The following is a 12,723-nucleotide window of genomic DNA, read 5'->3' on the forward strand; positions in this document are numbered from 1 at the left end:
TTATAATCAGCGAAGAATTCAAAAAGGCTTGGATTTTAAGACACCAAATCAAATGGCAGAAGACTTTTATCGGTTAGCTGCCTAGAATCTCCCAAGTGAAAGTCTCCTGCTAATTCAGCACACATCAAAGAATATACTTCTTGAACCAATATATTTTCTTTCCCACTGCTCTCCATCCAAATCAAATCTCTTATCTTCCTTTGAATGATAAGAATGGTATTCCTCACTCCCCAAACATTTCATTACCCTAACCTCCTCTTCATACGCCCAACATAATTGCTTATAAAGAACAGCATGTTTTAGTAATCTCTCATGAGATTCCCACCATATATGATGCTTACTTCCAATTTGCATTAATTGCACGGCATCTATTGAATTAATTGTTGTGGCACTGTATTCACATAAATTATCTCTCCTCTCTGAGCAGGTATCGTATAATTTTCAAAACTTTCTAAACCTGCCTTCTCTATATCAATCCCGATCACCATTCCTTTATGACTATCTGCATAATGAGACCACATTAAAGGATTTAAGGGGGCTCGAGTTAAAGACAATACTGCATATTTATTGATAAACCGACTTCTTACAGCTTGCGTTTCTACACCAACATTTACCGTTTCCCCCATTAAAGCTAAAGCCGTCACCTCAAATGGATCATTAAAATCGCGCGGCAAAGAAAAGCCTAAAGTACTTGTTTCTAATATTTTTAAACCAGCATCAAAGCCAACATATTTATATAAAATCATTAGACCTTGTATCTTGGAGGTTGTAGTGATTAGCTTCCACTATATGCAAATTGTAGAGTTTGTAATAGACCTAAGACTTTTAGTCTGTGCAAGAGATAAAACCTACTATTTGCCCTAACCACTTGCACAACTCTGGACGGTAACTAAGCACTTTGATGCTGCATTCACAAGAAAAGACGGTGCTTATGCTAAAACAATAATTGAATAATTAAAGCAGGTAAAGATTATGTTTTATCTTGGTATTGATGTTGCTAAAGCTAAAATTGATTGCTGTTTAATTTTAGAAAATTCTGCAAATAAAAAGAAAACCAAAACTTTTTCAAATACACCAAAAGGTTTTGAGCAACTTCAAATCTGGCTAAACCAGCATGCTGCAACTTCTACGCAGACCATTATCTTAATGGAAGCAACATCTATTTATCATGAACTCTTGGCTAAATATTTATTTGATGAGGGCTATCAAGTCTCTATAACCAATCCTGCCAGAGCTCGATATTTTGCTCAGAGTATGTCTAAGCTGAATAAAACAGACAAGGTAGATAGTGAGGTTCTAGCTCGATTTGCGATGACTGCCAATCTACATTTTTGGCAACCTTTACCCAAACATATTCAATTGCTGAATGCTTTACTGGATAGAAGAGCTGTTCTTTGTGAAGATTTACAACGTGAAAAGAATCGTTTGGAAAAAGCAGAGTCTACCTTCACGATGGAACCTGTACTTCAGTCTCTCCACAAGAGTATTGAACAGTTAAACAAACATATTCAGGGTATCGACCAACAAATTGATGATCACATTGATCAGAATCCTGATTTAAAAAATGATAAAGAACTGCTCAGCAGTATTCCAGCCATTGCAGATCGAACTAGTTTATTAATGCTCAGTTTCTTGCGCAGTCATACTTTTGAAAGAGCTAGTCAAGCGGCCGCCTTTGTTGGCTTGGTGCCCACTCAAAAGCAGTCAGGTAGCTCCATTCATGGCAGAAGCCATTTATCCAAAGCGGGCTCTTCCAAAATACGTGCCGGTTTATATATAGCAGCCATTGTCGCAACTCGGCATAATCCTCATATTAAAGGGATGAATGAAAGATTATTAGCTAATGGTAAAACCAAAATGATGGCGATTGGAGCTGCAATGAGAAAGTTGGTTCATCTTTGTTATGGTGTACTCAAACACCAACAGCCTTATCAAGCAGATTATTGAGCATGAATTTTCGATAATTTGCTTGACGTTTCAGACGGTATCTCTTGCGTTAGTCAAAATTTAATCAGTGATAAGCGTTGATTTTTAAATAAATATCAAAGTCTAAAATAATACTTTCGCAAGAGGTCTATTATTCTTATCCAATAAAAAACCCCGCTTTGGCAGGGCTTTTATAGCATAAAAATCAGCCAATTAAGAGATTGGTTTTTCTATTTATCAACGATTTTGTTTGCTTGGCTCCAAGATATTAAAAAATGGGGAAAGCACTGCTTTCCCCATTTTTTAAGGCACGTAAACATAGAAATAAAAAACCCACTCAAATTAAGTGGGTTTTCGCATTCAAATCAATTGATTCGAGAAATTAGTTTTTCTCTTTATCTACGATTTTGTTTGCTTGGATCCAAGGTACGAAAAAAGAGGCAAGCGCTGCTTTCCTCTTTTTAAGGCACGAAACCTTAGTTCTTTTCTTTATCTACAATTTTGTTCGCTTGAATCCAAGGCATCATCGCACGTAACTTGTTACCAGTAACTTCGATACCATGAGCAGCATTTTGACGACGACGAGCAGTCATAGATGGGTAGTTCAACGCACCTTCTTGAATAAACATCTTCGCGTATTCGCCAGATTGAATACGTTTAAGCGCATTACGCATTGCTTCACGAGACTGTTCGTTGATTACTTCAGTACCCGTTACATATTCGCCGTATTCAGCGTTGTTTGACACTGAGTAGTTCATGTCCGCGATACCGCCTTCGAACATCAAGTCAACGATCAATTTAAGTTCGTGTAGACATTCGAAGTACGCCATTTCTGGAGCATAACCCGCTTCAACAAGAGTTTCGAAGCCCATTTTAACCAATTCAACAGCACCACCACAAAGAACTGCTTGCTCACCGAAAAGGTCAGTTTCAGTTTCTTCACGGAATGAAGTTTCGATGATACCTGTACGGCCGCCACCTACGCCTGAAGCGTAAGAAAGAGCAACGTTACGCGCATTACCAGAAGCATCTTGGTGAATCGCGATAAGATCAGGAACACCTGAACCACGTTGGTATTCAGAACGTACTGTGTGACCAGGAGCTTTAGGCGCAACCATGATTACGTCTAAGTCAGCACGTGGAACAACTTGGTTATAAAGAATCGAGAAACCATGAGCAAATGCTAAAGTCGCGCCTTGCTTGATGTTTGGCTCAATTACGTCACGGTAAAGTTGAGATTGGAACTCATCTGGAGTCAAAATCATCACTACGTCAGCTTGTGCTACAGCAGCAGGAACTTCAGCAACTTTAAGACCTGAATTTTCAGCTTTCTTCCAAGAAGCAGAGTTCGCACGTAAACCTACAGTTACGTCAACGCCAGAATCTTTCAGGTTAAGCGCATGCGCGTGGCCTTGTGAACCGTAACCAATGATCGCTACTTTCTTAGATTGGATGATAGATAAGTCACAGTCTTTATCGTAAAAAATTTGCATTGCTGTCTCCGCTTAAATGCTTGTTTGTCCGTTAAATCAGGCAATGACCCTTAAATTTACATTGCCTGATACCCTCTTCTTATTCAGATGAGGAAATACTTAAAATTTAGATGGTGAGTACTTTTTCGCCGCGTGCGATACCTGATACACCTGAACGAACCACTTCTAAAATCGTGTGTTCTGCAAGTGCATCAATAAACGCATCCACTTTTTCAGTGGTACCCGCGATTTGAATGGTATAGGTCGTTGGTGTTACATCGACAATCTGACCACGGAAAATATCTGCCGTACGTTTGATTTCGTCACGCGATGAACCCAATGCTTTGACTTTAATCAGCATCAATTCACGCTCAATATGTGCACCTTCAGACAGGTCAACCACTTTCACCACTTCAACCAGCTTGTTAAGCTGTTTGGTAATTTGCTCAATCTTGTGATCATCACCATAAGTGGTCAATGTCAAACGTGAAAGTGTTGGATCTTCAGTCGGGGCAACGTTCAATGTTTCGATGTTGTAGCCACGCTGTGAGAACAAACCCACTAAACGAGAAAGCGCGCCTGATTCGTTTTCTACGAGTACAGAGATAATATGTCTCATTTCGTGCGCTCCCCTTTAGCCAACCACATATCCTGCATCGATTGACCCGCAATCAACATCGGATAAACGTGTTCGGTACGATCTACCATAACGTTAATAAATACGCACTTGTCGTTAATTGCCATCGCTTCTGCAAGCTTCGACTCTAGTTCATCGGCATGATTAATCTGAATACCGACATGACCATAGGCTTCCATCAGTTTGGCAAAATCAGGCAATGAATCTACATAAGAACTTGAATGACGTCCTTCATAGTTCATATCTTGCCACTGCTTCACCATCCCTAAAGACTGGTTATTCAGGCACAGGATTTTGACGTTCAGGCCATATTGCTTACAGGTCGACAGTTCCTGGATACACATCTGAATCGATGCTTCACCGGTGATACACACCACTTGCTGTTCCGGGTATGCAAGCTTCGCAGCCATTGCATACGGCAAGCCTACACCCATGGTGCCTAGACCACCTGAGTTGATCCATTGACGTGGACGTTTGTATTTGTAATACATCGCACCAAACATCTGATGCTGACCGACATCAGAAGTAATGATCGCTTCGCCATTGGTCACTTTATCCAATGCCTGAACCACTTGTTGTGGCTTCATCACGCCATCAACACCCGCTTCAAAACGACCGCCATGAACCTTGCGCCATTCATTGATCTGTTTCCACCATGCCGCAATCGCTTCAGGATTTGGCTTAGAAACATTAAGCTGTTTCAACTGGTTCAACATCTCATTCAGTACAGGCTCTACAGCACCGACAATTGGAATGTGCGCCATAATGGTTTTTGAGATTGTCGCTGGGTCGATATCTATATGAATGACTTTAGCATTTGGACAGAATTTTGCAGGATTGTTGGTCACACGGTCATCGAAACGCGCACCCACACACAGAATTACATCTGCATTGTGCATGGTCATGTTAGCTTCATAAGTACCGTGCATACCCAACATACCGATGAACTGTTCATCATCACCCGGGAATGCGCCAAGACCCATCAAGGTATTGGTCACTGGATAACCCAATAGATGCGCAAGCTCTGTCAATTGTGCTGAAGCATTGCCTTGAACCACACCACCGCCTGAGTAAATAACTGGGCGTTTAGCATGGATCAGTTCTTCAATCGCTTTACGAATTTGACCTGAGTGACCACGGAACGGTGGCTGATACGAACGCATCTTCACTTTTTCTGGGTATTCGTAAGCAAATTTCTCTGCAGGATTGGTCGCATCCTTTGGAATATCAATCACTACAGGACCTGGACGACCTGAAGACGCAATATAGAAGGCTTTCTTGATAATCGCAGGAATTTCGCTGGCATGACGCACCTGGAAGCTATGTTTCACGATAGGACGTGAAATACCGACCATATCGGTTTCCTGAAATGCATCTTCACCAATCAGATGACTCGCAACCTGACCTGACAAAATCACCATCGGGATTGAGTCCATATAGGCCGTTGCAATTGGGGTCACCGTGTTGGTTGCGCCCGGACCTGAAGTCACCAGCACAACACCGGTCTTGCCTGTCACGCGTGAGTAAGCATCGGCCATGTGACCAGCAGCCTGTTCGTGACGTACTAGATAATGATTGATTCTGTCTTGTTGAAATAGCGCATCATAAATATGAAGAACTGCGCCGCCTGGGTATCCAAAAACATGTTCAACGCCTTCGTCCGCTAATGCGCGAACAAGCATTTCACCACCAGATAGAAGTTCCAACGTGATTCACCCTAATATTATTCACTGCACAAATGGGAGGCATTTGCAGTGTTTCGTTTGTTAACTGTCCGCACTGTTATAGCACACAAATTTCATAGTTTTCAAAGCAATAGGAAAAAAATCTGATCTCTTCGCTGTTCGAGCAATACAGGATCTAAAACATGTTGGGATAAACATATTTTGCTTAGCTTTGTTCAATTTTTCGGCTAGAAAAATCGCCCACTGCATGAAATGACACTTAGTCGAAGGGTGATCGATCTAAGGCATATAAAACTATTGCAGCATTCTTGTGTTTTCAAGCTTTAAAGTCAAGTTTAAAAAACAGACAATCCATACTTACTAGTGCCTAGATCTGCTGTTTTTAACAGCAATATCAGCTCATAGCCATGCATTGACTGTCTTGTCTATTCATCTAATCCAATAAAATTCATAGAGTTAATGGTTTAATTTTATAAATTTTTAATATGTCTTATATAAAAAAAATGAATGAATTTTTATTAAATGAAAGGAAATTGTTTATCAATAAATTTTGTATACGAAGATTTGTCTCTGATTTCTTATACGCTAGATTGAGCTTATTTAAGCAGTTAGCTTTGAATAAAGCAGATAAAAATCCATCATTTTTACTGAAAATATCACTACAATAATTGCAGTATTCCATGCCTAGCAAGCCGAGGCCCAAGAACAATGAAAATATCTTTTTTAACCGCCTTCAGTTTGAGTTGCGCAGTTGTTTTGAGCATCTGTAGCACCAGCGCTTCCGCGATCCAGTATCATAAATGGGTCGATGCGAAAGGTGTCACGCATTATACCAAGAAGCCACCACCGAAATCTGCGAAAAAAGCCACCACAGTGGATACCTATGGCTGGAAAAATTCAGCACCAGCATCATCTAGAACGACTGAAACTGAAGTGCAAACCGAGAACACATCCCAAGAAAAACAGCAACAAGCCCCTCAAGTTCCTGTGAATCAGGACCAGCAACAACGTGAAGCCAACGAAGCTTTGCAGCAATCTAAAAATCGTGCAGTCGCTTTATAAGACAGCTCCATATAGAACAGCGTGTTTTTTCTTCGGGAAATGCCGGCGCAAAATTCACTTTTAGGTGCATTTTGCGCTATGCTGTGCAACAGACTTTTTTCACCGTAATTCACTGATACGTTTATGACTACTCACATTGATTCCGAATATCAAGCCAGTGCGATTGAGCCTCAAGTCCAACAGGATTGGGAATCTCGCAAAGCCTTTAAAGTTGCCGACAAAGTAGAAGGTCCACGTCGCTATATTCTCTCGATGTTCCCTTACCCAAGTGGCAAGCTGCATATGGGTCATGTGCGTAACTATACGATTGGTGACGTGATCAGCCGTTTCCATCGCTTAAAAGGTGAAACGGTACTACAACCAATGGGTTGGGATGCTTTCGGTCTACCTGCTGAAAACGCAGCGATTGCACACCAGGTTGCGCCAGCAAAATGGACATTTGAAAATATTGCTTACATGCGCGACCAGTTGAAAAAACTCGGTCTTGCAGTAGATTGGGATCGTGAATTTGCGACCTGCACACCAGAATATTACCGGTGGGAACAATGGTTATTTGTTCAGCTTTATAAAAAAGGCTTGATCTACCGTAAACTTTCAACCGTGAACTGGGATCCAGTCGATCAGACTGTTCTTGCCAACGAACAGGTTGAAAATGGTCGTGGCTGGCGTTCAGGTGCATTGGTAGAAAAGCGTGATATTCCAATGTACTACTTCCGCATCACTGATTATGCGCAAGAGTTACTTGACGATTTAGACACGCTTAAAGATGGCTGGCCACAACAAGTGTTGACCATGCAGCGTAACTGGATTGGCCGCTCACAAGGGATGGACATCACTTTCCCTTCAGCAAATCCTGACGTGTATGCAGATGGTTTAACGGTATTTACTACCCGTGCCGATACCTTGATGGGCGTAACGTATGTTGCAGTTGCAGCAGAACACCCGATGGCGCTGAAAGCGGCTGAAACAAACCCAGAATTGGCTGCATTCATTGAAGAATGCCGTATGGGTTCTGTGGCAGAAGCGGATCTTGCGACTGCCGAGAAGAAAGGCATGGCAACCGGTCTTTCTGTGAAGCATCCTGTGACTGGCGAAGAAGTTCCGGTTTGGATCGCCAACTATGTATTGATGTCTTATGGTTCAGGTGCAGTGATGGCAGTTCCATCACACGATGAACGTGACTTCGAATTTGCTAATAAATATGGCTTGACCATCAAGCAAGTGATTGATGCTAAAGGCGCAGATGATGCTGACTTTGATACAACTCAATGGCAAGAATGGTATGGCTCGAAAGAAGGTAAACTGGTTAATTCAGGTGAATTTGACGGTCTAGATTTCCAAGGTGCATACGATGCATTCCTTGCTAAATTAGAAGCAACAGGCCTGGCAAGTTCTAAAGTTCAATTCCGTTTACGTGACTGGGGTGTTTCCCGTCAGCGTTATTGGGGTTGTCCAATTCCAATGATCAACTGTAATACCTGTGGTCAAGTGCCAGTGCCAGAAGATCAACTTCCTGTTGTATTACCAACGGATGTGGTTCCAGATGGTTCAGGTAACCCGTTGAACAAAATGCCTGAATTCTACGAAACGTCATGCCCAAGCTGTGGTGGCGATGCTCGTCGTGAAACAGATACGCTGGATACCTTCGTAGAATCATCTTGGTACTATGCCCGTTATGCATCTCCAGACTTTACGGGTGGTATGGTAAAACCAGAAGCTGGCCAAACCTGGTTACCTGTCAACCAATACATCGGTGGTGTTGAACACGCGATTCTGCATTTGTTATATGCACGTTTCTTCCACAAATTGATGCGTGATGAAGGCGTGGTACAAGGTAATGAACCATTCACTAACTTGTTAACGCAAGGGATGGTGCTAGCAGATACCTTCTATCGTGAAGCTGAATCTGGCAAAAAAACCTGGTTTAACCCGGCGGATATCGAACTTGAAAAAGACGAAAAAGGCCGTGTGCTTTCTGCCAAATATAAAGAAGATGGCCAGGAAGTTGTGGTTGGCGGTCAGGAAAAAATGTCGAAATCGAAAAATAACGGTATCGACCCGCAATCGATTATTGACCAGTACGGCGCAGATACGGCACGTGTGTTCATGATGTTCGCGGCTCCACCTGATCAATCACTTGAATGGTCTGATGCCGGTGTTGAGGGTGCAAACCGCTTCCTGAAACGTGTATGGCGTTTAGCAACAGGTTTCCTGGAAAAAGCGAATACTGCTGCAAACATCGACAAATCGGCACTGTCTACGGCTGCACAAGACTTGCGTCGTAAGACACACGAAACCATCCAGAAAGTCGGTGATGATATTGAACGTCGTCATGCATTTAACACTGCCATTGCTGCATTGATGGAACTTTTAAATGCTAACAACAAATTTGAAGCTCAAGATGACAATGACGTTGTGGTTGCACGTGAATCAATTACCACGCTGTTAACTTTACTTGCACCATTTGCACCGCATTTAAGCCAGACTTTATTGGCTGAATTTGGGATTGAATTGAATTCAACTTTATTCCCTGCGGTAGATGAATCTGCGCTGACACGTAATACACAAACCATCGTGGTTCAAGTGAACGGTAAGCTTCGTGGTAAGCTTGAAGTATCTGTAGATGCCTCTAAAGATGACATCTTGGCTCAAGCCAAAGCATTGCCTGAAGTTCAGCAATTCTTGACGGGTCCAACCAAGAAAGAAATTGTGGTACCGAATAAATTAGTGAATTTGGTGGTTTAAATCCTTAAGTTCCCTCTCCTCTCAGGAGAGGGCTAGGGAGAGGTAAATATATAACCCCTCATCCTAACCTTCTCCCAGAGGGAGAAGGAATTTTCTGAAGGATTTCACAATTCCCAAACAAAGCCCGTTGCCAGCCAACGGGCTTTGAATTTACAATCCAGTTCAGGATTTCAAATATTCCCCTTCGGGAAGCATAGAGGGCAACACATGCATTTGGGCAAACATTTAGCAGCAATTGTTTTAACTTGTGGTCTGAGTGCAGGCTTAGTCGGCTGTGGCTTTCATCTGAAAGGAACCAATCCGAGCTCCGCCCCTGTTGCTTACTCTGTCATGAGCCTGTCTTTACCGCCCAATACTGAAGAACTGCAAGAGAAACTGGCAGTTTACCTCGGTGCTGCAGGCGTACAGCTGAGTAATGCACCCAATGCTTATGTGTTACGTGTCCTGGATTACACCCCTCGCCGTCTGGAACTGAACGGTAAACTAGTTGAAACCTTGTTACGTTTAAACGTGACTTTCCGGATTGAAGATGCACAAGGCAATCCGATCACTGAACCACGCACTGTCGTGGCAACACGTACGTATCAATATGATATTGAAACGGTCAACACCGATGACCAGGAACAAAAATATCTGAATCAGGTCATTATTGATGATGTGGCGCAGCAGATCGCGCGTCAGATTTCATCGAACCGCTTACCCTTAGCCAAACAAAATACCTCAGCGCAACCTGCTCAATAAGACCTCTTTATGAAACTTGATTATCTGCAAGCCCTGAAACGTGTCGATGAAGCTCGCGGTGCTTGGGTCTTGCATGGTCAAGAGCCTTTGCTGGAACAGAATTTAATTGATGCCTTTCGGGCCAGCTGGCAAAAGCAGGACATTGAACGTCAACGCTATGACATTAGTTCGGTCGCCGACTGGAAAACCGTCTTTAATGCCTTGAACAGCTTGTCGCTGTTTTCAACCCAGTTGGCGATTGAAGTACATGGCAATATCAAACCGGATGCCAGCGCAATCAAGTTACTGAAAAACTATTTGCAGCATAATGAACAAAACCTGCTGTTGGTGGTGATGCCCAAACAGGATAGTAATAGCCTGAAATCCAGTTTCTTTCAGCTGATTGATGCCAATGGTGTGAATGTTTCGCTGGTGGCCAATTATCCAAAAGACCGGCAGCAGATTCTGGGTATTGAAGCTGAAAAACTCGGCATTCGTTTAGCCAATGATGCCTGGCAATGGCTGGAACAACATCATGAGCACAACCTGCTTGCAGCAAAGAACAGCCTGATGCGGGTTAGCGATACCTTTGCTGAAGTCGATATCATTCAGGTTGATCATTTATATGCATGTTTACAAGATCAGTCACGTTATAGCACCTATGATTTGAGCGATGCCCTGCTACAAGGTAATCTTTCCCAGTCGATCAAAATTTTTCAGTATCTAGTCGTTTCAGGTGAACCGATGAGCCTGATTTTATGGAGTCTCAGCAAGGAAATGCGTCTGTTGATGCAGCTGTTTGAACAACCGCAAAATGCCTTGCAAATCGGGATCTGGAAAACCAAAGTCGGGTTATATCAACAAGCCTTGCGCCGTCTCAGCCCACAGACTTTTCTGGCCTGGCCGCGGTTATTATTAAGAATTGATGCCTCAATTAAAGGACTCGGACATGAAAATCCGGAGCATTTGGTACTACAGGCGATTTCCAGTATCTGTGGCAAGCCCCTATTTCACTAAGTCTTTGTCAAAATTCGAAAAATAAAATAATAATCATTCCTATTAGTTTAAAAAAATACACGATTTATCCTAATTTCGCTTTTATAATCGTTCACAATTCTCTGATTTTGAACCGATATTGATCATGCCAAAAATAAAACCGACGAAATTGATTATGGCCGCCGTGATTGCCATTGCGCTCATCGCTGCGGGGTGGTACTTCCTCAAACCCAAAGAACAGCCTCCGCAATATATTACGGCTGAAGTCACCCAAGGCGATATCGAAAGCTCTGTACTGGCGACTGGTATTCTGGAAGCGACCAAGATGGTCAGCGTGGGGGCGCAGGTTTCGGGTCAGGTCAGAAAAATGTATGTAGAACTGGGCGATCAGGTCAAGCAAGGTCAGCTGATTGCGCGGATTGACTCCGTTCGTCAGGAAAATGATTTAAAAACCGCTGAAGCCAGCATTAAAAATCAGATGGCACAACTTGCAGTAAGACAGGCGAATTTGGCTAAAGTTGAAGCTGAATACAACCGTCAGAAAGCCATGTATGCACAGGATGCCACTTCTCGCTCAGAGCTGGAATCGGCATTTGCGAACTATAAAACGGCGCAAGCGGATATCACCGCCATCAATGCACAGATTGAACAGTCGCGTTTGACGCTGGCGACTGCCAAAGAAGATCTTGGTTACACCCAGATTGTGGCGCCGATGGATGGCACGATTGTGGCGATTGTGACCGAAGAAGGTCAGACTGTAAACGCCAACCAGAGTGCGCCGACTATTGTGAAACTGGCAAAACTGGACACCATGACCATTAAAGCTGAAATTTCTGAAGCAGATGTCATGAAAGTTGAAGAAGGTCAAACGGTTTATTTCACTACCTTAGGCAATAACGAGAAAAAGATTTACGCCAAACTGCGTCAAGTTGAGCCTGCACCCAATTCAATTAATACCGATAGCAATACCTCAAGCTCATCGTCAAGTTCTGCGGTATATTACAACGCATTGTTCGATGTACCGAATGAAGATGGAAAATTACGTATTGATATGACTGCACAAGTTTATATCGTACTGGATGAAGCCAAAAATGTGCTGACCATTCCTGCTGCGGCCATTCAAGGTTCAAACCGTCCGCCACGTGCCAATCGTGGTGAAGGCGGCCCGGCATCACGTCCTGAAGCTGAATCGGCTCAAGGCAACCGCCCTGCCGGTGAACGTCCAGCGCGTCTAAACCTGTCTGAAGCAGAACTTGCGCTGATTGAGCAAGGTAAAGCACAGCGTGGCATGGTTCGTGTCTTGCAAGCCGATGGCACTGCAAAACCAACCCCTGTACTAATCGGCTTGAATAACCGTGCGACTGCGCAAGTGCTGAAAGGTCTAAAACGTGGTGATCAGGTGGTGATTGCCGATGGTTCTGATACCTCCAATGATGCAGCAAAACGCGGTGGCAATAGCCGTGGCCCAATGAGAATGTAA

Annotated in this window: 10 protein-coding genes; 6 read left to right on the forward strand and 4 right to left on the reverse strand. The window is 43.1% G+C overall.

Annotated elements, in window-relative coordinates; genetic code table 11:
• Positions 1-368: 368 nt before the first annotated feature.
• The gene (locus FTV42_RS05600; RefSeq protein ID WP_228305201.1) at positions 369-746 is read right to left on the reverse strand and encodes a DUF2971 domain-containing protein; all 378 of its coding nucleotides are present in this window, start codon (positions 744-746) and stop codon (positions 369-371) included.
• A gap of 226 nt (positions 747-972) precedes the next feature.
• On the opposite strand from FTV42_RS05600, the gene FTV42_RS05605 reads away from it, so the two are divergent.
• Positions 973-1,947 (forward strand): transposase, encoded by a 975-nt coding sequence (locus tag FTV42_RS05605; RefSeq protein ID WP_180037910.1) that lies wholly within the window; start codon positions 973-975, stop codon positions 1,945-1,947.
• Between the two features lie 455 nt (positions 1,948-2,402).
• On the opposite strand, the gene ilvC is transcribed toward FTV42_RS05605, so the two are convergent.
• The 3 genes from ilvC to FTV42_RS05620 form a co-directional block, all read right to left on the reverse strand.
• On the reverse strand, positions 2,403-3,419 hold the full coding sequence (gene ilvC, locus FTV42_RS05610) for a ketol-acid reductoisomerase (RefSeq protein WP_004278368.1): 1,017 nt from the start codon (positions 3,417-3,419) through the stop codon (positions 2,403-2,405).
• Between the two features lie 106 nt (positions 3,420-3,525).
• Positions 3,526-4,017, reverse strand: a complete 492-nt coding sequence (gene ilvN, locus FTV42_RS05615; RefSeq protein ID WP_004278369.1) for an acetolactate synthase small subunit — start codon at positions 4,015-4,017, stop codon at positions 3,526-3,528.
• Positions 4,014-5,741 (reverse strand): acetolactate synthase 3 large subunit, encoded by a 1,728-nt coding sequence (locus tag FTV42_RS05620; RefSeq protein ID WP_004278370.1) that lies wholly within the window; start codon positions 5,739-5,741, stop codon positions 4,014-4,016. Before FTV42_RS05620 ends, ilvN begins: the two co-directional genes overlap by 4 nt.
• Before the next feature lie 687 nt (positions 5,742-6,428).
• Here FTV42_RS05620 and FTV42_RS05625 point away from each other — a divergent pair.
• The 5 genes from FTV42_RS05625 to FTV42_RS05645 all read left to right on the forward strand — a co-directional run bounded on the left by FTV42_RS05625 (position 6,429) and on the right by FTV42_RS05645 (position 12,723).
• Positions 6,429-6,782, forward strand: coding sequence for a DUF4124 domain-containing protein (locus tag FTV42_RS05625; RefSeq protein WP_180037912.1), 354 nt, complete (start codon positions 6,429-6,431; stop codon positions 6,780-6,782).
• A 123-nt stretch (positions 6,783-6,905) separates the two neighbouring features.
• Complete coding sequence (gene leuS, locus FTV42_RS05630) at positions 6,906-9,527, forward strand: leucine--tRNA ligase (protein ID WP_180037914.1); 2,622 nt, start codon at positions 6,906-6,908, stop codon at positions 9,525-9,527.
• Between the two features lie 207 nt (positions 9,528-9,734).
• Positions 9,735-10,268, forward strand: coding sequence for a hypothetical protein (locus FTV42_RS05635; protein ID WP_005103222.1), 534 nt, complete (start codon positions 9,735-9,737; stop codon positions 10,266-10,268).
• A 9-nt stretch (positions 10,269-10,277) separates the two neighbouring features.
• Positions 10,278-11,264: a DNA polymerase III subunit delta gene (gene holA, locus FTV42_RS05640; RefSeq protein ID WP_085064524.1), complete on the forward strand. Its 987-nt coding sequence runs from the start codon at positions 10,278-10,280 to the stop codon at positions 11,262-11,264.
• Between the two features lie 124 nt (positions 11,265-11,388).
• Positions 11,389-12,723 carry a MacA family efflux pump subunit gene (locus FTV42_RS05645; RefSeq protein ID WP_114542003.1) on the forward strand — a complete coding sequence of 445 codons (1,335 nt, stop codon included), beginning with the start codon at positions 11,389-11,391 and terminating at the stop codon, positions 12,721-12,723.

The organism is Acinetobacter sp. YH16052, assembly GCF_013417155.1.
Lineage (GTDB): Bacteria > Pseudomonadota > Gammaproteobacteria > Pseudomonadales > Moraxellaceae > Acinetobacter.

Coding starts and splice junctions, on each gene's coding strand:
- FTV42_RS05625 (WP_180037912.1), top strand. CDS start 6,429: ATGAAAATATCTTTTTTAACCGCCTTCAGTTTGAGTTGCGCAGTTGTT.
- FTV42_RS05605 (WP_180037910.1), top strand. CDS start 973: ATGTTTTATCTTGGTATTGATGTTGCTAAAGCTAAAATTGATTGCTGT.
- leuS (WP_180037914.1), top strand. CDS start 6,906: ATGACTACTCACATTGATTCCGAATATCAAGCCAGTGCGATTGAGCCT.
- FTV42_RS05635 (WP_005103222.1), top strand. CDS start 9,735: ATGCATTTGGGCAAACATTTAGCAGCAATTGTTTTAACTTGTGGTCTG.
- FTV42_RS05645 (WP_114542003.1), top strand. CDS start 11,389: ATGCCAAAAATAAAACCGACGAAATTGATTATGGCCGCCGTGATTGCC.
- FTV42_RS05600 (WP_228305201.1), bottom strand. CDS start 746: ATGATTTTATATAAATATGTTGGCTTTGATGCTGGTTTAAAAATATTA.
- holA (WP_085064524.1), top strand. CDS start 10,278: ATGAAACTTGATTATCTGCAAGCCCTGAAACGTGTCGATGAAGCTCGC.
- ilvN (WP_004278369.1), bottom strand. CDS start 4,017: ATGAGACATATTATCTCTGTACTCGTAGAAAACGAATCAGGCGCGCTT.
- ilvC (WP_004278368.1), bottom strand. CDS start 3,419: ATGCAAATTTTTTACGATAAAGACTGTGACTTATCTATCATCCAATCT.